Source organism: Acidithiobacillus sp. HP-11, assembly GCF_015100075.1.
In the GTDB taxonomy this organism is placed as follows: Bacteria; Pseudomonadota; Gammaproteobacteria; order Acidithiobacillales; family Acidithiobacillaceae; genus Acidithiobacillus; species Acidithiobacillus thiooxidans.
In genome coordinates, this window is sequence record NZ_JACKYY010000029.1 from 20,860 (window position 1) to 40,466 (window position 19,607).

At 50.4% G+C, this 19,607-nt stretch carries 17 protein-coding genes and 5 pseudogenes; 9 read left to right on the plus strand and 13 right to left on the minus strand.

What is annotated here, in order from left to right; genetic code table 11:
* Window positions 1-33: 33 nt before the first annotated feature.
* Both H7F08_RS09595 and H7F08_RS09600 read left to right on the plus strand, forming a co-directional pair.
* Window positions 34-435, plus strand: coding sequence for an MbcA/ParS/Xre antitoxin family protein (locus H7F08_RS09595; protein ID WP_142086104.1), 402 nt, complete (start codon window positions 34-36; stop codon window positions 433-435).
* 2 nt (window positions 436-437) lie between these two features.
* Complete coding sequence (locus tag H7F08_RS09600; RefSeq protein ID WP_319803359.1) at window positions 438-1,178, plus strand: RES family NAD+ phosphorylase; 741 nt, start codon at window positions 438-440, stop codon at window positions 1,176-1,178.
* Between the two features lie 238 nt (window positions 1,179-1,416).
* On the opposite strand, the pseudogene H7F08_RS09605 reads toward H7F08_RS09600, so the two are convergent.
* Window positions 1,417-1,625: pseudogene (locus H7F08_RS09605) on the minus strand (integrase core domain-containing protein); the annotation flags it as partial.
* A 494-nt stretch (window positions 1,626-2,119) separates the two neighbouring features.
* On the opposite strand from H7F08_RS09605, the gene H7F08_RS09610 reads away from it, so the two are divergent.
* Window positions 2,120-2,359: a hypothetical protein gene (locus H7F08_RS09610; protein ID WP_193640437.1), complete on the plus strand. Its 240-nt coding sequence runs from the start codon at window positions 2,120-2,122 to the stop codon at window positions 2,357-2,359.
* Here the strand turns inward: H7F08_RS09610 and H7F08_RS09615 are convergent.
* A pseudogene (locus tag H7F08_RS09615) lies at window positions 2,348-2,527 on the minus strand (transposase); the annotation flags it as partial. The gene H7F08_RS09610 and the pseudogene H7F08_RS09615 overlap by 12 nt on opposite strands.
* On the opposite strand from H7F08_RS09615, the pseudogene H7F08_RS09620 reads away from it, so the two are divergent.
* A pseudogene (locus H7F08_RS09620) lies at window positions 2,524-2,691 on the plus strand (transposase); the annotation flags it as partial. The pseudogenes H7F08_RS09615 and H7F08_RS09620 overlap by 4 nt on opposite strands.
* Here the strand turns inward: H7F08_RS09620 and H7F08_RS09625 are convergent.
* From H7F08_RS09625 to H7F08_RS09650, 6 genes are all read right to left on the minus strand, one after another.
* Complete coding sequence (locus H7F08_RS09625; RefSeq protein WP_227487853.1) at window positions 2,688-3,224, minus strand: sulfur oxygenase reductase family protein; 537 nt, start codon at window positions 3,222-3,224, stop codon at window positions 2,688-2,690. The pseudogene H7F08_RS09620 and the gene H7F08_RS09625 overlap by 4 nt on opposite strands.
* Window positions 3,225-3,297: 73 nt before the next feature.
* Window positions 3,298-3,471, minus strand: coding sequence for a CsbD family protein (locus H7F08_RS09630; RefSeq protein ID WP_193640438.1), 174 nt, complete (start codon window positions 3,469-3,471; stop codon window positions 3,298-3,300).
* 47 nt (window positions 3,472-3,518) lie between these two features.
* A complete protein-coding gene (locus H7F08_RS09635; protein WP_193640439.1) occupies window positions 3,519-4,154 on the minus strand; it encodes an ABC transporter substrate-binding protein in 636 nt (211 codons plus the stop codon).
* Between the two features lie 28 nt (window positions 4,155-4,182).
* Complete coding sequence (locus tag H7F08_RS09640) at window positions 4,183-4,641, minus strand: DUF3568 family protein (RefSeq protein ID WP_193640440.1); 459 nt, start codon at window positions 4,639-4,641, stop codon at window positions 4,183-4,185.
* A gap of 83 nt (window positions 4,642-4,724) precedes the next feature.
* Window positions 4,725-4,985, minus strand: coding sequence for a hypothetical protein (locus H7F08_RS09645; protein ID WP_075323839.1), 261 nt, complete (start codon window positions 4,983-4,985; stop codon window positions 4,725-4,727).
* 28 nt (window positions 4,986-5,013) lie between these two features.
* The gene (locus H7F08_RS09650; protein WP_075323840.1) at window positions 5,014-5,286 is read right to left on the minus strand and encodes an EexN family lipoprotein; all 273 of its coding nucleotides are present in this window, start codon (window positions 5,284-5,286) and stop codon (window positions 5,014-5,016) included.
* A 472-nt stretch (window positions 5,287-5,758) separates the two neighbouring features.
* On the opposite strand from H7F08_RS09650, the gene H7F08_RS09655 reads away from it, so the two are divergent.
* Window positions 5,759-6,550 (plus strand): autotransporter outer membrane beta-barrel domain-containing protein, encoded by a 792-nt coding sequence (locus H7F08_RS09655; protein WP_193640441.1) that lies wholly within the window; start codon window positions 5,759-5,761, stop codon window positions 6,548-6,550.
* 649 nt (window positions 6,551-7,199) lie between these two features.
* Here the strand turns inward: H7F08_RS09655 and H7F08_RS09660 are convergent.
* A complete protein-coding gene (locus H7F08_RS09660; RefSeq protein WP_193640442.1) occupies window positions 7,200-11,768 on the minus strand; it encodes an autotransporter outer membrane beta-barrel domain-containing protein in 4,569 nt (1,522 codons plus the stop codon).
* Between the two features lie 520 nt (window positions 11,769-12,288).
* On the opposite strand from H7F08_RS09660, the pseudogene H7F08_RS09665 reads away from it, so the two are divergent.
* Window positions 12,289-12,586, plus strand: a pseudogene (locus tag H7F08_RS09665) (transposase); the annotation flags it as partial.
* A gap of 644 nt (window positions 12,587-13,230) precedes the next feature.
* Here H7F08_RS09665 and H7F08_RS09670 read toward each other — a convergent pair.
* The 4 genes from H7F08_RS09670 to H7F08_RS09685 all read right to left on the minus strand — a co-directional run bounded on the left by H7F08_RS09670 (window position 13,231) and on the right by H7F08_RS09685 (window position 16,013).
* On the minus strand, window positions 13,231-14,514 hold the full coding sequence (locus tag H7F08_RS09670; protein ID WP_024895248.1) for a Y-family DNA polymerase: 1,284 nt from the start codon (window positions 14,512-14,514) through the stop codon (window positions 13,231-13,233).
* A 6-nt stretch (window positions 14,515-14,520) separates the two neighbouring features.
* Window positions 14,521-14,994, minus strand: a complete 474-nt coding sequence (locus H7F08_RS09675) for a LexA family protein (RefSeq protein ID WP_193640443.1) — start codon at window positions 14,992-14,994, stop codon at window positions 14,521-14,523.
* Window positions 14,987-15,253, minus strand: coding sequence for a hypothetical protein (locus tag H7F08_RS09680; RefSeq protein ID WP_024895250.1), 267 nt, complete (start codon window positions 15,251-15,253; stop codon window positions 14,987-14,989). Before H7F08_RS09680 ends, H7F08_RS09675 begins: the two co-directional genes overlap by 8 nt.
* A gap of 94 nt (window positions 15,254-15,347) precedes the next feature.
* On the minus strand, window positions 15,348-16,013 hold the full coding sequence (locus tag H7F08_RS09685; protein ID WP_193640444.1) for an SOS response-associated peptidase: 666 nt from the start codon (window positions 16,011-16,013) through the stop codon (window positions 15,348-15,350).
* Window positions 16,014-16,086: 73 nt separating this feature from the next.
* Here H7F08_RS09685 and H7F08_RS09690 point away from each other — a divergent pair, with 73 nt between their 5' ends.
* From H7F08_RS09690 to H7F08_RS15735, 3 genes and pseudogenes are all read left to right on the plus strand, one after another.
* A complete protein-coding gene (locus H7F08_RS09690; protein ID WP_227487854.1) occupies window positions 16,087-18,285 on the plus strand; it encodes an ATP-dependent RecD-like DNA helicase in 2,199 nt (732 codons plus the stop codon).
* A 480-nt stretch (window positions 18,286-18,765) separates the two neighbouring features.
* Window positions 18,766-19,179, plus strand: coding sequence for a DUF6883 domain-containing protein (locus H7F08_RS09695; RefSeq protein ID WP_193640445.1), 414 nt, complete (start codon window positions 18,766-18,768; stop codon window positions 19,177-19,179).
* Between the two features lie 56 nt (window positions 19,180-19,235).
* Window positions 19,236-19,385, plus strand: a pseudogene (locus H7F08_RS15735) (DUF4926 domain-containing protein); the annotation flags it as partial.
* Window positions 19,386-19,607: the final 222 nt, after the last annotated feature.

The following is a 19,607-nucleotide window of genomic DNA, read 5'->3' on the forward strand; positions in this document are numbered from 1 at the left end:
GTTATAGTTGTTTCATGAAGTGGGGGATCGCTCATGACGCAAACCGCAGTCATCTCAGACAGAGAAAACAAAATCCACGATCGCATAGTCTTGGCAAAGATGCTCATGAAGGCCTTTGAGCTCTGGATGGTGGACAATGAAGGGCAACTTGCCTTACTGGGTTTGGCGGCCGAGAACCGCGCAGCCCTCAGTCGCTATCGCAAAGGGGAACCCTTAGGCGCAAATAGGGATCTGCTTGAACGTGCGGGCCATTTACTTGCTATCCATAAAAATCTACGATTGCTTTTTCCGCATGACCGGGATTTGGCTTATCAGTGGATGACCACCCGTAACCGTGCGTTCGATTATCGGACTCCCGTAGAAGTGGTTCGCGAGTGGGGATTTACCGGATTGTTGATGGTTCGAGCCTATCTGGATCATGCCAGGGGCGGATGATTGTGGCGGAGTCATTTTATGACGGTCTTACCCTGGCGGATACGCACCATACCTTGATTCGCAATATCATCAGTTTGCGGGTATCGGAAGACCTGTTTAACGATCTGTCGGTTAGCCCAGAAGACTGGACTGTGGCACAACAGTACGAAGCCGCTGCCAAGCCGCCCCACTATACTTCCCAGGCGCCGGCCATTAACCGACCCTTCGAGGAAGCGGAATGGTTCGCTGCTATCTGGTTTCCATTTAAAAACTGGACGGTAAGCCGATACAGCGATGGTTCCTTTGGCGTTTGGTATGGTGCGGATACGGTGGAAACCTCCGTTTACGAAACGGTACACCACTGGAGGTCACGGCTGTTGCGCGATGCAGGCTTTGAGCAGATGGTGATTTCTGGTGGTCGGGAAAGCATTACCGTGGATCGTTTATTATATGGGGTCCGTTGTGACGCTGCTTTGGTGGACCTGCGCCCACATGTCGCAGAGTATCCCGCGCTGGTAGATGCAGAAAGTTACCATTTTACGCAGCCGATAGGAATCCGATTCAAGACTGAAGGACACCCCGGGCTGGTTACCATCTCCGCACGATGTATCGGGGATGTGTTTGCTGTGCTGAATCCGGAGGTGTTATCGCATCCCAAAATTCAGTCCTATTTGACGTATCGACTGACGCTACATGGAGTGCAGGTGAATCGGGAAGCTGGCGATTCGAAAGGGGCGGATGCGGCATGGATGTGTGTCCCCTAGCGAGATCGCGAAAACCGCAAAAAAAATGTTGAAATGGGGCAAGATGCCTTATCCTCCAAAACCTATTCGCTGCCGGTTGTAAGGACTTAAATTATGCAACTGTTCCTGACCAAAGAAGAATTATGGTGGACCCATGAGCCAAGACAAATGAGCGAGAGTTTAAGCTAGTCTGGTTTCTAACCTTGCAGCAGAATGGTGCTGCCCCAAATCGTCCCTGAGTGATGGTCATGCTGCAACCCTTCGGATAGCGGTCCACAATGCAGGCACAGCCCTCTTGCCCTGTCAGGTATCCCTGATCTGGTGTCAGATAGCCAAGGGACTGATGCGGGCGCGACTATTGTAAAATACAAAGTGGGCAGTCAGCCCATCCATCAGTTCTGGTACATGAGCATAGCCCCGCAGGGAAATATCCTCATGCTTCACACTGCGCCAGAGCCGCTCCACAAACCCCCTAGATGCAAATGCATATGCATTTGCAATGCATTTGCATAAAAAAACCTAATAAATTCAATGGGCGTTTTTCAATATTTTATTTGGCTACTTATGAGCGCGATTTTTTAACGATATGAGGAAATAGCCCCATGCCCCAAATCTCTGTTGAACGTCAGACCTCCTATCGTGCCAGACGGCCCTTTGCAGGTACTGACAACAAATGGAGAACGCCAAATCAACACCTGGGTGAAAACGGGGACGTATCTGCCGACTGGACAAGATAATTGTCGCTGAGCACAGGGCTCTATGTCAGATTAAGTGGGCTCAGGGGTAGAATCTGGGGTATGTGACGCATGAAGACGAGGACTGGATTGGCTTGTGGCGTTCGCTGTTTCGCAAGGACTGGCGTTATAATGGGCATGGTAACTTCATCAAAGCATACCCAGAAGGCTAGGCAAAACGGCAATGTGCCTTGCCTTTCGAAATCATCTCACTACAGGATTTGAACGATGCATTTGTTTCTAACGAAGGAAGAATTACGCAAATCCGGCAAGGTCTTTTGTGAGGATTGCCAGCATTTTGAATCGGGCTCCACCTTGGGCGGTCTGGGTTTTTGCGCGCTCACCAAAAACCGACAGGCGAGGGTGGAAGAAACCGGTAAAACCGTTTCGGACCGCCAAGGGTTGCCACCCGACACAACCCCAGAACTGGGTTGCGCCGCGTGGTTCCTCGCTGTTTTAAGTGGGTAGCTTGAGATCCAGCTTACCCAGTACGAGGTAAGCCATGTTAATAAAATTCTTGTGGGTGCGATAGCCCCGTGCCCTGGATTTGGCGGACTGGAGCAGACTGTTGAAACCTTCCAGAGTGCCGTTACTCAGATGGCTCTCGAACCAACGTAGAATGCCGTCCCAGTGGTTCTCTACGTTGGTTCGAGAGCCATCTGAGTAACGGCACTCTGGAAGGTTTCAACAGTCTGCTCCAGTCCGCCAAATCCAGGGCACGGGGCTATCGCACCCACAAGAATTTTATTAACATGGCTTACCTCGTACTGGGTAAGCTGGATCTCAAGCTACCCACTTAAAACAGCGAGGAACCAGCTTCCTCATGCCCGTCCATCACCCAATGGTCACCAATGGCAATACTCCGTTTTGCCGATAATGCTACTTTAGGCACGGGCTTCTGCTCTGCGAAAGACTTTCCTAAAACTGCAGGGATATCGGTCATACCCATAATCAGGGGGAGATCGGAACGAATGACTTCATAGTAGGGTTCCCATGGCCCCTCTATGACCATATCCAGGCAGCTTCCACATAATTCAAAAATTTCCTTGAAGTTTTCATGATGCATCTCTTCATGCGACTTCACGTCTTTCCATACGGTGTACTGAAACATGGAAATAGGATTCAGGGTTTCATGCATATCTACAGCGCCACCACCATAGCGCCCAGCCATGGGATGTATACCCGTCTGCAATAATTGTTCAAAACCTAAAAAACCGGGATGAGAGGCCGTAGTGATACAAACCTTGGGCCCAACCTTCATCATGGTTTCATAACTTTCCGGTCGATTGGCTACTTTTGACTGATTGATGGCAATAATAGGATTTTTACTCATACATTAACCTCCAGTAGTTACTCATGGAACAAGTTAGACAAGTGAATTACCGATTAACTCACCTATAATATCCTCAATAAGAGATGACAGGAAAACATTTAATCAGAGCACCTCTCTTTGAAATCACCCATTTTCCCTGTACATATCCTGCTTCCTTTGTGTCTTTACCTTCAGCCTCTTGCTGAGCGTTTCCGGTAATTTTACCGGCGACTTCTTTGACGGCATCTTTGACCTGCGTTTTATTCATAAAACTCTCCTTAGTTGATAGATTGTTCAGCAACACGACCTTGGTTATTACTGGGCTGCGTGAGCTAACTTTTCCGAGTGTTTATCGAGCTCATTCAGTAGCGCATGAATCCCGCCTTTTTTCAGAGCGCCCGTAAATTCCGCTTTCTGCATCGCCAGGTTGCTGACGCCGTTTGTCGTTACATTGACAATTTTCCATTGGCCATGGTTTTGGCTGAGCAGATAATCAAACGTGTTGTTTTTACCGCCATTGCCGGACTTCAACGTACTGCTGACCATCATTCGGTGGCCAGGCACGTTCTTAGAGACGGGTTTGCTAAACTTCTGACCGGCGTAATGGGTAAAATGCGCGGCATAATTTGCCACAGAATAATCGGTCAGCGCCTGCACAAACTGCTTCTTTTCTGGAGCAGACAGTTTATCCCACGCGGTTCCCAGGCTGTAGTGCGCGATCTTTGAAAAATCATGGGCGTGGCTGATTTCGGGATACAATGCGTGAAAACGACTCTCATAGCTACTGGATGGCCCCATTTTCATGGAGTGAATGAGCGCCGTGTTAAGTTTAGTCACCACAGTATCAGGCGCATTGCCTGTTGATGCGACAGCGCTTCCTGTACCCAATATGAATATCGCTATACAAGCACCCCAAAACTTTTGGTTTTCTGTACGTTGTGAAAATTTCATCCTTATCTCCTTTTTCATTTACCTGAAATCAAATAGACGGGGCCTTGACGGTAGCCTGGACACCCAGCGTCTGGTTCAATAGCGAGAAAAACTGTCTGGAGAGGGTTTTATTGCCAAACAGACCAACACCCATCGTCACTTTGGTAACCTCTTGACTCGTGGATTTCAAAATGACGCTGACATCCGTGCCTGCTGTCGTTTTCCCATCAATGATCCATTTGTCCGGATTTTTCTTCACATTACCCACATAGGTAATATGCATTTTCGGGAAAACATGCAGAACGGCAGCCTGAACCGTTCCGTGCGGCCCTGGATAATAGGCATGATAGTCGGATAGAACGCCTGAATGGACAGCAGCAACGCTGCCGGCTCCCGCACCGGCTGCAGCGATAGCGACGCAGCCACTTAAAGGCAATACCGCCCCCATACAGAGAACTGCAGCCATCCAGCCGAGTTGCTTCCCATAGTTTGGATATTGAATACGCATTGTTCATTCCTTGTGTTTGCTGTAAGCATGGAACGGATAGGGCGTCAGGATCCTGCTCAACGAGCAGGACGCTCTATTCCAGTTTACTGGGCATTGTTCGCTTCCCGGGCTGCCTGGTTTGCCGTCTGTTGCGCAGCGTCTGCCCGGTTTAATGCTTCATTTTGTTTATGCTGTAGCGCATCGGCTTTCGCCAAGGCCCGATTGGCCGTCTCCTGGGCAGCGCGTGCATTATTCTGTGCTGACTCGGCTTTAGCGCTAGGGCCGCCTCCGCACCCGGCAAGGGCCAGAGGGGTCAACATGATCATTGTCAGCGTGAGCGTCTTCATCGTTTTCCATACATTCATGATAATTTCTCCTTTGAATCAAAGCACCTCAAGACAAGGCTTTGCCGACACTATGTAGGGTATTTTTAGCGTTATAAGACAATGCATCACCAGAGGCTTTTTCAGCATTTTTGCAGGATTCCAACTTGTCTCGGCCGGCACTGTTTTTACACCAGTCTACTTCCTGCGACATTTTTTTCTGATGATGTAAATACCAGGAAACTGGATGACCACCCTGGGGCCCTTGAGAAACATCTGAACAACCGGCAAGAGCCATGCCGAATAACGGCGGTATCACCAGAAACAATTTTGATATTTTCATATTCTCACTTATCTCCTTCTCCATGTAGATAACTGGATTTAAGATTCAGCTAATTTGATACGTTGATTTATTGTCGATTAATTCTGGTACATTGTCAAAAATTGATTACAATAAAGTTTCTGTAGCTAATTAGCGACTTCTTAACACCTTCTCATATTGCCTTAATTACTGTTTATTAACAACGAGCTTGGTGTGTTACTGAAAATATACAACCTACATTATAAATTTACTTTGTCGTTGGTATGAAACAGCAATTATAAGCATTTAGTTGCACAAAACATGAATGACGTTGGGCAGCCAAACGTTGACTAGAAGAGTACACATAAAAAACATAAAAATCTCCATACAAAATAATAATATAATTAAAACAAATCAAATAATATTATTATTTATCATATAGATATTTAAACTTTGAGAAACTGCTAAATTTATGATATTTTATACAAACCAACTTACCAAAAGGTGAATTGAAATGAAAAATATTGCTTTGATTGGTTGCGCAGCGCTGGGCGTGTTCCCCGTATTGGCCTTTGCCAGTCCACTTCAACATGGTCTGAACTATATCGGCATTTACGGTGAGGCTATCGGTACACCCGATTCATACAACTCTTTCAATACGCAAGATTTCGCACAGTCCTTTAAATCCATGAAACCCGCTGCTGGTGGAAACACCTCGGGTGGTGTTGGTGTGGTACTGAACGGGATCAGTCAGGATGATGTCCTCTTGCATCTAGGGTTTAATTATGGATTTAGCCCCATTATTGGTGACAGTAATGGAAATACCAGCAACAGTGGTCATTCCATGGCTTTTAATGCGCGGCTGGGCAAGGGGTTTCAGTTTGGTCACAACCTCATAGCGGGACCCTATATTGGTTATCAGTACGCGCAGTTCAAATTAGGGATTGGTGATAATGGCAACTTCGGAAATGCTACCTACAATAATAATGCCATCGGTGGTGGATTGTTTCTTGCCATGGAACCTGTTCAAGACCTCACCCTGTCTGCCCATGCCGGCTATATGGTGGGCATATCATCCAATGAAAAAGTGAATTTTTCAGATTTGTCCGTTCAGCCTAGTGGCGTTCCATCAGCCAATGTATTCCAGGTGGGTGGCAAACTAAGTTACCGCTTCCTGCCGAATGTCAGTGGATTCATCGGGGTGAATTACGATCGCTACTTGGCATCCAAACAATTCGGCCCCATCAACGTCAAGACGCGTGTGAACAGCTTACGGGGTATGGTAGGTGTTGCTTATAACTTCTGAAGTTTGGACACGTAAAAACCTTTTGTCTTTGGAGGACAGGCCTTCTCTGGAATCAGTTAGATAAGGGACTGTTGTGGGCGATCGCTATGTTACAACTCAAAGTAAGCGGTTAGCCCAACCATCAGTCGATATGTGGCCACATGGCCCCGCAGATCAATATCTTCATACTCAATACTGCGCCAAAACGACTCCACGAAGATGTTATGTGTGCTTTGCGAAGGAAACGAGTGTCCCGTCGGAATTCAATCCGACCCGGTTAACTTTCGCTCCAGCCGGCGGCACTTGGGGCGGTCCAGGAGGTGACAAATGGGCTGAAGCACTCCGGAAAAAGGCCTCTTCAGGAGGACAGTGGACCCTGCGGGCCGCAAGGTGAGTGAACACCGACAGTCCTCGAAATGTCGTTGCAGAAGCCGACCCGCCGGAATCACGGGGAAGGTTGTGGTTCTTTGGGAAGCGAGCGAGATACGCACTGTCAAACAGCGTTTAAAAAATGACCAGGTAACAGCGCCTAAGATTTATTAGTTTTCAGCAGAAAACTTGGCAAGCGCAGCCCATGCGGAGTGCGCAGAAAAATGAACTTATACCCAATCAGGGATGGAGGTGATCCATTGCAGTTGCTTTGCGACCCATGTCCATTGTTGTTGTCAGGCTACCAACGCCAGACTCCTCCTGCAGCCAGTCCACTGCTACTGATGTTCCCGGCATAACATCCCTCATATTCAGCATACAACGACAGACTGTTTGCTATGCGAATGCTGGTACCCACATTGGTAAGAAATGCAGTTTTATCAGGGGCTACCCCGATTTCACTCACCGGTTGCAAGTCGCCAAGAGTCTCACTGATGCTTCGCCTGTTATTGTCCAGGTTACGCTGTACGGCAATATCGGCGTAGGGAATAATCCGCATGGATCCTAGATGGTAATGACGACTAAAACTCAGGCCTGCACGCACCTCCAAAGCAGATACGGTTTGATGCAGGTAGTGCAGATCAAACAGTGTGGTGGCACCCGTTTCGGAGAATCCGGGTTGTGTTTGCCGATACCAGGCAATACCCAAATTTGGCGTCACAGTCACCACCGGCGTGGCGATAGCATATCCTCCCTGAAACAATGCGTGGATCATACTGCCGTGGTGGTCACTGATCGCCGCAAGACCGGTGTTCGGCAGGTTGCGTACACCGTGAATGACTTCACTGGTATAGCCCAGCAGGCCTTGCAGGTGCAGTTCTCGGGCCTGATATTTGCCATAAAGCATCGAGGTGACACTACCGATAGTAGACTGGCTTCCCCCGGCATAACCCGTAGTAGGAAGATTTAGAACGGTATGGACATAGCCCAGAGCAATTCCTGTGGTGAGTTCGCCGTCCTGCATATCGGCTCCCCCATACACTCCACTATTCTGGTCATTAAATCCTAAAACTGCTTGCGTCCCCTGCGCATTGCTAAAATCGCCAACCCCCTGCAACCAAAGATGAGGCTGATATTTCGCACTTTCATTTTGCTGTACATGCCTCGTGGTGGGTGCAGAGAATTGTGCAAGTTGTCCGGCGACAGCTGTGTCTGTTGACAGCAGCATGGTGCGCGCTATAGCCGCTCCGCCGGAGTTCTCGGCATGGTTAAGAACGAGTGCATCTGATTGTGCGGTCATACCGATCAGTGCGGTAGGGATATCCGCATAGATTTGCCCGCCCAAATACGCCGGATCCGCATTTTTTCCTGTGGCATTCGAAGTGGCAGACAAGCGAATATTGAGGGCATTTCCATTGTTGGTGAGGGTTGGTGTGACATATGCGGGAAATGGATCATATACTGTCGTGGAGAATGCTCCCGTCACACCGCCCACAGCTTGCAGAATCTTATATTGATCGCCAGCCACATAGCTGGCACCGGGATCTACCTGTACGAGCAGTCGCCCGGCAATCTCGGCGGTGCCGGATACTTTGAGGGTGTCGTAAGCCGTGGGGGTGATCTCAATAGCGAGAGTGCCATCAGCATTTTGTGTATAGTTGCCCTGAATGGCGAGAGAGCCAATGCTTCCGCCCGGAAACACCGTGCCATCGTTAGTCACGTTTCCGACGATCGTGCCGTGCCCGCGCAACTCCCCGGCTGGGGTGACCAAAACTGGACCCCGTAAAGACGCTGAAGGATGGCTGATGTCGCCGATTTCCAGTAGGGTAGGCGTGGTTACGGAGGACGCTGCCGATGGACCACCAATAATGGTCTGTGAAGCGCTGTTCGCGGCCCCATTGAGGATCAGTGAACCACCACCAACTATCGTCAAGGGGCCTGCTGTAGGATTGCCGCTACCAACATCACTGCTGAATACATCTGCATTCCCATCGGTATCTATGATTCCACCTGATGTGCCTAGATTGACAGAAAAGTCATCGTTCTGTGCCGCTGTGGTGATCAGGGTGCCGCCGTTCAGGTTGACAGGACCCGTCCCCAAGGCTGTGGCCGAACTCACCGCCAAGGCCCCTCCAGCGATAGTGGTACCACCCGCATAGGTGTTATCTCCATTGATTATCAAAGTTCCTGGGCCTTGTTGCCAGAGCATACCATAGCCGCTGATTTGGCCTGAGACATTGAGAGTGTCTGTCGTGTTGAAAGTCAGGGTACCATTATCTGTAACGTTGCCTGGCAGCGTTCCCGAAGCACCTCCGTCTCCAATCTGCAAATTGGTATATCCCGCAATAGTGGTGCCGCCCGTGTAAGTGTTGTCGCCCGTGAGCACGGTCGTTCCACCGCCTGTAACACTAAGTCCGCCATCAGAGCTGCTACTCATAGGGATGATATTTCCGGTAAAAAGATTGTTGTTGCCATCATTGTTGATGGTTCCCCCTTGAGGACCGATGAAAAATGGCCGGCTATCCAGTAAATCTGATGTTGTGAGGAGCGTTCCTCCATTCAGGGTAATGTTGCCGCTACCCAATGCCCTCTCTGCACCTACCCCTAAAGTTCCCCCGGCAATCATCGTTCCACCGGTAAACGTGTTGGTCCCCGTTAATAATAATGTGCCTGGCCCTTGTTGCCAAAGTATGCCATACCCACTGATTTGCCCCGGAAAGGTGGTCGTATTGGTAGTGTTGAAGGTGAGTGTTCCATTATCGGTTACATCTCCAGAGAGGGTCCCATCAGAGCCGCCGTCCCCAATCTGGAGATTGGTATATCCAGCAATGGTCGTCCCACCTAGGTATTGGTTATTGCCGGTAAGTACAGCGGTGCCACCACCCTCTACGGTCAGACCTCCGTCAGAGATGTTATTCATGGGCATAAAGTCACCGGCGAACACGTCGTTGTTCCCGCCCGTATTGAGAGTGCCTCCATTGGGACCAATGAAGAAATCCCGGGTGTCGTCCAGTGCTGCCGAAGTTTCAAGAGTTCCACCATCCAGGGTAATGTTTCCGCTTCCCAGCGCGCTTTCTTTGCCGACACTCAGCGTGCCGCCGGTGATGAGCGTGCCGCCTGAGTAGCTGTTGTTGCCAGTCAACTGAAGCGTTCCCGGGCCTTGTTGCCAAACCAGCCCAAACCCACTGATTTGACCTGGAAAGCTGATGTTGTTAGTGCGGTTGAACGAAAGGACGCCATCGGTAAGAACATTGCCAAGAATACTGCCCGTGGTACCACCATTGCCTAGCTGTAGTAAGGTGGAGTCTTCGATATAAGTATTCCCGGTATAGGTGTTGTTGCTGGTAAGCGTCGCACTTCCCCCGCCCACCACAAACAAACCGCCCTGGCCCGATAGAAGGCCCGTGAAAATGTCGGCATTACCCTTCGTATCAATGGTGCCACCATTGCTGATTTCCTGTAGATTTCCAGCGTTGGCAGTACCATTAACCCAGGCTTGCCCATTGGCATTGAGTGTATAGGGCCCGTTTCCGATCGCTGCGGTATTCGGTGCACCATTACTGTTTACCAAACCAAAATAGTCGGAAGATGTGCCAAAATAATCGACGCCATTGATGGTCGCGTGATTCATGTCGTTGAAGAGTTCCATGGCCATGCTGCCAAAGACGCCTTGCTGTGCGAGTTCCGGGGAGATCTGCAGTATTTCGGCGTAGGCCTTTGCCGCAATAGCATTCCAGTCTTCGGTATCACCCGCTGGTGTGTAAGGGTCCATCATAATGTATCCCAGCAGTAGTGGTTTCCCGTAGGCCGCCTGTAAATAGCGGGAAAAGGCAATAACCCGACCGGCGATGGTGCTCATCCCCTCCTGCTGGGCGGTCACGACGGTTCCACCCGTGTCGGCACCGCGCATTTCCTGAAAGGTGATGAAATTTAGATAGGGGGCAGCCACACTCAACGAGGGATAAAAATCAGACCATTGGGAGGCATTCTCGGTGCTATCACTGTAAACCCCAAAATCTCCGACACCGGCACTGGTGAGGATGGTTAAGCCGGGATGCTGCGCGTGTTGAAGTATCTGGGACGCCTGAGCAAGCCACTCCCCGAACTGTGGCTGATTCCCAACCCCGGGAACATTGAATTCAGGTTGCAGTACCACTGACACGGTACCATTTAAAGTGGACAGGTAGTTGGCAAGCAGTTGGGTATTCGCGAGCCAAGCCTGGGCATTTTGTTGGACGTAGGCCCAAGCTCCGGAACCCTTTGAGCCGAGGTCACCCAAATAGTAATCGAACAGGACTGGGGCATATCCCTGTTGCATGGCCGTCTGCATGCCAGCCATCCAGTCGGGTTGCCAGCCTTGGGTGAGCCATATTCCAAGAGCCTTGTTGTTGCTGGGGAACTGCATTTGAGTAAGCAGGGAAGGTGTGCTGACGTAGGTGTTGCCCACCGTGTTCAGTGTCATGCTACTACCGACCCCGAAACAATAAGCGCCACCACATGGAGATGTCATGGTAACTGGTGCCGCACCCTGGCCCAACTCGATGTTATTATTGATAGTGGCATTACCGGAAGTGCGTAACGCGCCATTTTGCAGGTCCAGCAATCCGCTGCCCAGGCCCGATCCGGATTCCACGTCGAGGGTGGATGCTGCAACGGTAATTCCGGCATTACTCGTATTTCCTGAAGTGTCGGTGACCGTTCCACCACCACTGATGATCTGCGGACTCGCCAGGGCCGTTACGGGGGTGAGTAAGAGGGACAAACAGAGGCTACGAAGAAAGGGGTGACGAACATCCATAGGCGATGTTTTGGCAGAATAGAGAAAAGTACGATAGGCACGATTGCCGTGCTGTCCAGGTGACGCTGACATGGGAGCACAACTCCTTGCTGGTGCACATCAGAACGAGTCTGTGGGCGCAGATTTCAAAATTGGAATGAATGACCGCTTGTAGAATCCAAAACGCAGTCGAAGCATTTCGGCTGCAGCCATATACGGTGTGACAAGAGTAACATTTATAAGGCAACATGTAATATATTTGATACATGAATTCGATGTCAACTGGAAATAATTGATGTAATCAGTTTGTCGTGTTTTTATTAAATTCTTATGAGTCGAACCTTAACAGGTTGATCAATCGGGATGAATAACATGTCTGTCATTTGGTATATGGCTCGTAGTCATCATTAAAATAATGAGCACACGCACCATAATTACTCGCTTTTGCACTATTTCCATGCAAACTTTAAAGAAATCTTCGAATATATGCCAGTGATCATGTTGAGATTCATAATTAAATTCTGTGTCAGCGTGTTGGGAATACAAATGGGCACCTCGAAAAACCTTCCCATTCCATCTGTATATTATAAAATATAACCATTTGAAGAAATAGGATATGACCATGGAATACCAGCTTCTGGATCGCTACCGCTATCAACATTTCTACGGCCTGCTGGATGCCGCGCGCCTGCCTGACTGCACGACGATCTGGCATTTTGAAAACCGCATTGGGGTAGCCGGTGCCGAAGCCCTGTTTGCGGCTGTGGAGCCAATAAATTCTACAACATAGTTATCTGGCGAGAGGAGGTCAGATCATTGATGCCACCCTGGTCCCTGCACCCAAGCAGCATTTTACCCGGGAGGACAAAGCGCAGATCAAAGAAAAGGCCATGCCCGCTGACTCGAGACCGATCTGGAAGCTTCTCAACAGATACGCAAATAACGAGATATTTGCATGAAGGAAGGATGGTGTGAGTCGTAAAATTAAGCTATATTCACTCTGTAGTGGGTGAACGGCAAGGCATGGTCATTTCGTCCGTCTGGCCGCTTAGTGTTCGCCCAACCAATACATTGCTTTCGGACGAGAGGAAACTTATCAAAGCCGCATGGCGTAACTTTTTGCATTTAACCATAAGGAGCCGACATCAATAATCCCGCCCATCAAAGATATGTCGAATTGGGGTGTCTTTCATGTTCCTGGAAGAAAAGTCTTCAACTTGATGGTGAAGATACGGATACGTTTTTAGCTTGCCCAGAATGCGGTTCAAAAGCTATAACACGCGTCTATAGTGCCTCAATGCTTAACTCCCAGTGTTCTGAGGCCACTAATAATATTAGCAATCCCTGGTGGAAATTCTGGACATGATGGTCTATTGAACGTAACCCCCTGTAAGCTGAGACCCTGAGTCAAAACTTAGTTGACGGCTTCGGACCGAAAATCGGCTGTATAGCTTTGCTCTTCCTTCTTCATGAAATCCTTAGCGATCCATTAGATCCAATCGGAGGTGTCGTGTCCGCGAGATTCAGGACACCTCATTCGCAAGCGCGTTTAATCCTATTCCACTTTCACCCTGGCCAGTTCCTTCCATTGCGTTGTGTAGGCAGGAGATTTATTCCCCCGTTTCATGGCCCATCCACGTGGTTCCTGCCATCCCGCTATGCCGGGCTGCATAATGCTTTTACCAAATCGCGCATTGATCTGATCCAGAGTGGCCATCAAATTCTGAGCGCGATTTTCGGCTTCCGCATCTCCGAACAAATCGGTTTGAACGGATTGGGCCGAACTGATCTCCAGAAGATGAACCCCTGCCTTGGCGTAGGCAAATCCTACTCGATACATCTGAGTCAAAGCCAATTTGCCAGCATGCAGGAAAATCCGGGTATCCTGACTGGGGTGGCTGAGTACGACGGTTCGGGCTGCTTGATATTGCGGCAGATGGTTCTGGAAGGGATAGGTGCGGATATAGACACGTAGCGCTGCAGCCACGGAATCCTGACGCCGTAGTTTGCTAGTGGCTCTGACAATGTACAGGCTGATGGCTTCACCCAGTTCTTCCATGGTTTTGACGGGGTGCCCAAATGAACGGGATGATTGAATTTCCTGCCTGGGCGGTGCCACTTCTTCCATGGCGATGCAGGACTCATCGCGCAGTTCTCGAATCATTCTTTCCATCAGGAGACTAAAACGCGGACGCATTGGTTTGGGGTCTGCATTCTGCAAATCCCAGACGGTGAGTATCCCTATTTTCTGAAGTCGCTGACTCCACTGGCGACCAATACCCCAAACTTCTGAAACAGGTAACTGCTGTAATATTTCAGTTTGTTTCTGTTCGGGTATTTCCTCCCAAACACAGACTCCTATATATTCTGGCCGTTTTTTCGCCAGATGATTGGCCAGTTTGGCGAGTGTCTTGGTCGGGGCTATTCCAACACCTACGGGTAAACCTAGCCATTGCCGGATGCGCTGGCGGGCAGTTTGGCCAATTTGGCGGCATTGTTCTGGCGCAACTCCTTGCAAATCCAGAAAGCACTCATCAATGCTATATACCTCCTGAATAGGGCTGAAGTCGGACAGAATCGTCATCATGCGATGGCTCATATCGGTATAGAGCGTGTAATTACTAGAAAGAGCGATGATGCCTTCTTTCTGAGCCAGCTTTTTCAATTGAAACCAGGGTGTCCCCATGGCTACACCCAAGGCTTTCACTTCAGCAGAACGAGCGACTACGCAGCCATCGTTATTGGACAGGACCACTACCGGTTTACCTTCCAGATCCGGGCGAAAAACCCGTTCGCAGGAAACATAGAAGTTATTGGCATCGATCAGTGCGATAGGCATGATTTTTTAGACGCTGTGCAGCACACGCGTAACCACACCCCAGATGCATAACTCTTCGCCTTCTTTGAGAACAATCACTGGAAAATCGGGATTTTCTGCCAGCAAATGGGCGCTTTCTCCAACACGACGTAAGCGTTTGACGGTGAGTTCTCCATTGATGGCTGCCACTACGATTTTACCATCGCTGGGGGTAATAGCCCGATCCACAATAATCTCATCCCCATCGAAAATACCCACATCCCGCATGGACCAACCTGAAACCCGTAGAATAAAAGTGGCTTCCTGGTGTTGGATGAGATGCGTGTTCAGATCAATCTGTTTTTCCACATAATCATCGGCGGGGGAGGGGAAGCCTGCTGCAATACGGGAAACCATGCGTGGGAACTGGCAACAGGGTAAATCCGCGCGCAAAGGACGGGATGCTGTGGCCAGCAACGCCCGATTCGCACTACCTGGAAACGCGCTGATCGAACTATGCATAAATGTCATCCTGAAGAGGATGCGGCTTTTGACCTTTTGCTGGTTGTCCTGCTCGATCCTGTACCATGCAGTCCCCGATAGAATGGATAACACCAATACCCTGCAACAGGTTCCAATGATCGGGTGCATATCTCGAAGACTGATGTCCCAGCCAACCGGCCAGCAGCAAGGCGGGAATCATGACCCAAATGAAACTTAATGGCCTTGAACCCAGTGACTGCATTGGTTTCTGGGAAGATTTTGCGTGAATAGTGCGCATGAGGAATCCCTCTTGAGTGGTTACTATATATTTATATAGTAAGTATTCCATGCGACGCAAGTCCGCTTTTCGCCTGGTGAACGGTTGAATGTCCTTATGCCGGTGGTGTTCCATCCCAAGGCAGAATGGCCTCTGGTTCATCAAAACGGAGGCTGTTCACCTGTGGGGTCACGGAAAAGCTTTCCCAAAGCGTCGCTGCGGGTTGTAAACAGGGTTCCAGATGTTTGCGCTGGGCGTGCGGATGCCACCAAAGCGACCAATGCTGAGGATTCAGAACCAGCGGCATTCGCGGATGCACCGACTGCAGTGTGGGTGTGGCAGGAACGGTGAGAATGGCAAAGGTCTCCTCGGTTTGACCCTCTGTGCCCTTGTGTCGATCCCAGATACCGGCCAGCCCCAGAATGCTCTGATCCCCGGCACGGATGAGTACGGGCTGTTTTTCAGAGGGATCTTCAGGAAAAAAAGGCCACTCAAAATACCAGTCTGCCGGTATCACGGCTCGCCGCAGACGAAAGGCTTCCCGAAACAGCGGTTGCGTCGCGACAGTTTCCACCCGCGCATTGATCGGTCGTATCTGGGTGCGGGTACTCCAGCCCGGCAAGAATCCCCAGCGCATGGGCACCAGTTCGAGACGCATGACCGGATGCCTCTGACCTGGTGCACGGTTGTAAGAAGGCGGGAATGCGCCATGCTCCCGAAAAGCTCCCCAGGCCTGCTGAAGATCTTCTGGACTGTGAATGAATCCATAGCGTCCGCACATGCATCCTCCCCAAATTACAGCTTTTGCTGACCATGCTACCATTTTACCAAGGTCAGCGGAGAATCGCTGCGTCATGAGTCTTGCTTCTATGGCTAAATCGGAGCGCCCCCAGCAGGATGTGCCCACAGAACTCCTGGGTGGCCTGATTGAGCGGGTGACCTTTCATAACGACAACAATGGCTTTTGCGTCCTGCGCATCAAGGCCCGTGGTCATCGGGACTTGGTCACCCTGGTGGGCCACGCAGCGGCGGTTACGGCCGGTGAATGGATCACCGCATCCGGTATCTGGGTCACCGATCGCGATCACGGCCTCCAGTTCAAGGCGGCCTTTTTGAAAGTGTCTGCACCCACCAGCAGAGAGGGTATCGAAAAGTATCTGGGCTCCGGCATGATCCGGGGCATTGGTCCGGTTTATGCCAAAAAGCTTGTGAAAGCATTTGGAGAACAGGTATTCACGGTGATCGAAGAAACCCCGGAAAGACTGGCTGAGGTGGACGGGATCGGCCCCATTCGCCGGGAACGGATGGTTGCCGCCTGGGCAGACCAGAAAGTGATCCGGGAGATCATGCTGTTCCTGCATACCCATGGGGTAGGTACCGCCCGCGCTGTACGGATTTTTAAAACCTATGGCATCGATGCTGTCCGGATAATGACAGAAAACCCCTACAGGCTGGCCCGGGATATACATGGGATAGGCTTCAAAACGGCCGATGCCATCGCCATGAAAATGGGTATCGCGCAAAATGCCCCCATACGGGTGCAAGCCGGTATTTCCTATGCGCTGATGGAAGCCCGGGATGACGGTCACTGTGGATTACCCCACGAGGCATTGACCCCTCTGGCAGAGCAATTACTGGAAGTACCAATCGACGCCATCGAAGCAGCCATAGCAGCCGAAATACAGGAGGGGACCCTCATAGCCGACCAGGTGCAGAACACCCCTGGGGTTTTTCTGGCCCCCTTATACCGCAACGAACAAGGCATCGCCCAAATCCTGAAAAAACTCTGTGCGGGCCAGGCGCCGTGGTCGGGTATTGCCGCTGATGCGGCGATGGATTGGGTGCAAAAAAGGTTGGACATTGTCCTGGCCGATAGCCAAAAAGCGGCCATCCGTATGGTGTTGCAGGAAAAAGTGGCTCTGATTACCGGCGGTCCAGGCGTTGGTAAAACCACCCTCGTGAATGCCATTCTCCATATCCTGGATGCCAAAAAGTTGCGCATTGTCTTGGCGGCCCCGACCGGACGAGCCGCTAAACGGATGAGTGAAACAACGGGCAAAGAAGCCAAGACCATCCATCGGCTTTTGGAAATTAATCCGCTGGGCGGTGGTTTCAAGCGCCGGGAAGACTATCCCTTGGAATGTGATCTGCTGGTTCTCGACGAATGCTCCATGATTGATGTCCCGTTGATGCATGCGCTGCTCAAAGCCTTGCCGCCGACTGCAGGGCTGTTGATGGTAGGGGATCCCGATCAGCTCCCTTCTGTTGGACCTGGGCAGGTACTGGCGGATCTGATTGCCGCGCAAACACTCCCCGAAGTGCATCTGACGGAAGTTTTTCGCCAGGCCGCAGAAAGCCGGATTGTTCGGGCCGCCCACCAGATTCATGCCGGGCACCTCCCTGATCTCCGTCCACCCGAAAATCTCAGTGATTTCTATTTTATTGATGTGGAGGATCCCGCTGAAGCGGCTGACAAGCTGGTGAAAGTGGTGACGACCCATATCCCCCGACGTTTTCACCTGAACCCCTTGCGCGACATTCAGGTGCTCTGCCCCATGAATCGTAGTGCGTTAGGTGCTCGTGCACTCAACGACGCTCTGCAGACGGCGTTGAATGGTGAAAGCACACCGGTAGTCGAAAAGTTCGGTCGGAGATTCGCGCCCGGTGATAAGGTCATGCAGATTCAGAATGACTACGAAAAAGACGTCTTCAACGGCGACATCGGATTTGTGCAGGCGGTAGATACCGAAGAAAACACCCTGACTGTGGACTTTGAGGATCGTATGGTCAGCTATGGTTTCGGGGAGTTGGATCTGTTGCAACCGGCCTATGCCATCACAGTCCACAAGAGTCAGGGCTCGGAATATCCCGCAGTGGTGATTCCTCTGAGTACGCAACACTATCCCATGCTGCAGCGTAACTTACTATACACAGCGGTAACTCGGGGCAAGACGCTGGTGATACTCATTGGCCAGAAGAAAGCGGTAGCCATGGCGACACGGAACGGTTCCAGTAAAAGACGCTGGACAAAACTATGCGATTGGATGGTATGACATTAAAATGCCGCTGAAACCAACTAAACACTTCTCGCGCCTTTCCCGGCGCACACCGGCCCTCAAATGTAACAACAGTTAGCGAGTGATAGCCTAACCACAGCAGAGTTGAAAGTTTGTCGCCATGCAGCCATCTGTAACCGACTCATCCTTATATGGATTGGCACCAATCTGCCAAGGCCCACAATTGCCTAGAATCTGCATTGGGTCAATTAGACGCTTATGTCCATTCCAGCCCTTCAACGGGCAACCTCGACCGAGCAGGTGTTGGTCGATACTACTCGTTCTCAATCTACACAGAAAGAGACGCCTCCGCTGCATCACCGACCATTCACAGCGCACAGATCACGCTATCCGGTGCTCCGGAACTTTATGGTCGGCGCTGAGACCAATCCGGGAAACTTCGGGTGAAGGGCAAAACTTGCTACTCATTATTCAGCCGCGTGAGACTGAGAATTGCCAGGGCTGACTGGCATAGATATGGTCCAGCTGCAGGAAATGCTCTATGATCCTGTCTGGTATTCGTTTGTAATCGAAGGCTTGCCTCTGACAGGTATGATGCTACCCAATGCAGAAAGGGCGATCCTGGACATTCGCAAGCTACGAGAATACACCCTGAATCCCGGTCACCTTGCCGGAGGTAACAAGGCCAGGGTGTTCGCCTCGTGCCTGGGGATAGGCCAGCAAGATACCGAGCTGCTGCGCTCAGTATACCTCCGTGCCATACTGAGCAATGATGCCACCGAGAAGGTGACCGACAGTCATGGCAAGCGTTACCAAGTTGATTTTGTCATGCAGCACCAGGGAAAGTCCGCGATCGTTCGCACAGGTTGGTTCATCAGGACTGGAGAAGGCGTTCCCAGGCTTAAAAGTTGTTATGTGAGGACATCATGAAACTACTCGACGTTGTAGCGCTTTTGGAACCCATACCAAAGTAACACCTTCTACGTGGTCAGGTCGGGACCGTCGTGGAAGAGTTGGATCCTGGTTACGTGGAAGTGGAGTTCCTTGTGGGCGACGACTATATCACCTTGGCGGTTGCGGCGGATCGCCTCATGCCTCTGCACTACACTCCAAACAAAAGTATTCGCGCGGCGTGATCTATAAGGAGTACCACAGAAGTTTTTTCGCACTAAGATGACCGTTAAAGACTGATTGCAGTCATTCAGTAGCTGAAAGGAGTTGTCTGGTTAACCGCGTCAACTACACCCTCCATGTATACCGGAAATTATTGCCAGTATTTGTTAAGGCATTTCATGTGTCTATAAGATCTTCCGGGTATGTGCACTGATTAGAAGGAAGATGATTTCCTTCTAATCAAG

Excerpts from the sequence above, each read along its gene's own strand:
- H7F08_RS09595 (WP_142086104.1), top strand. The coding sequence starts at position 34 with ATGACGCAAACCGCAGTCATCTCAGACAGAGAAAACAAAATCCACGAT.
- H7F08_RS09610 (WP_193640437.1), top strand. The coding sequence starts at position 2,120 with ATGCATTTGTTTCTAACGAAGGAAGAATTACGCAAATCCGGCAAGGTC.
- H7F08_RS09625 (WP_227487853.1), bottom strand. The coding sequence starts at position 3,224 with ATGAGTAAAAATCCTATTATTGCCATCAATCAGTCAAAAGTAGCCAAT.
- H7F08_RS09630 (WP_193640438.1), bottom strand. The coding sequence starts at position 3,471 with ATGAATAAAACGCAGGTCAAAGATGCCGTCAAAGAAGTCGCCGGTAAA.
- H7F08_RS09635 (WP_193640439.1), bottom strand. The coding sequence starts at position 4,154 with ATGAAATTTTCACAACGTACAGAAAACCAAAAGTTTTGGGGTGCTTGT.
- H7F08_RS09640 (WP_193640440.1), bottom strand. The coding sequence starts at position 4,641 with ATGCGTATTCAATATCCAAACTATGGGAAGCAACTCGGCTGGATGGCT.
- H7F08_RS09645 (WP_075323839.1), bottom strand. The coding sequence starts at position 4,985 with ATGAATGTATGGAAAACGATGAAGACGCTCACGCTGACAATGATCATG.
- H7F08_RS09650 (WP_075323840.1), bottom strand. The coding sequence starts at position 5,286 with ATGAAAATATCAAAATTGTTTCTGGTGATACCGCCGTTATTCGGCATG.
- H7F08_RS09655 (WP_193640441.1), top strand. The coding sequence starts at position 5,759 with ATGAAAAATATTGCTTTGATTGGTTGCGCAGCGCTGGGCGTGTTCCCC.
- H7F08_RS09660 (WP_193640442.1), bottom strand. The coding sequence starts at position 11,768 with ATGTCAGCGTCACCTGGACAGCACGGCAATCGTGCCTATCGTACTTTT.
- H7F08_RS09670 (WP_024895248.1), bottom strand. The coding sequence starts at position 14,514 with ATGCCTATCGCACTGATCGATGCCAATAACTTCTATGTTTCCTGCGAA.
- H7F08_RS09675 (WP_193640443.1), bottom strand. The coding sequence starts at position 14,994 with ATGCATAGTTCGATCAGCGCGTTTCCAGGTAGTGCGAATCGGGCGTTG.
- H7F08_RS09680 (WP_024895250.1), bottom strand. The coding sequence starts at position 15,253 with ATGCGCACTATTCACGCAAAATCTTCCCAGAAACCAATGCAGTCACTG.
- H7F08_RS09685 (WP_193640444.1), bottom strand. The coding sequence starts at position 16,013 with ATGTGCGGACGCTATGGATTCATTCACAGTCCAGAAGATCTTCAGCAG.
- H7F08_RS09690 (WP_227487854.1), top strand. The coding sequence starts at position 16,087 with ATGAGTCTTGCTTCTATGGCTAAATCGGAGCGCCCCCAGCAGGATGTG.
- H7F08_RS09695 (WP_193640445.1), top strand. The coding sequence starts at position 18,766 with ATGGTCCAGCTGCAGGAAATGCTCTATGATCCTGTCTGGTATTCGTTT.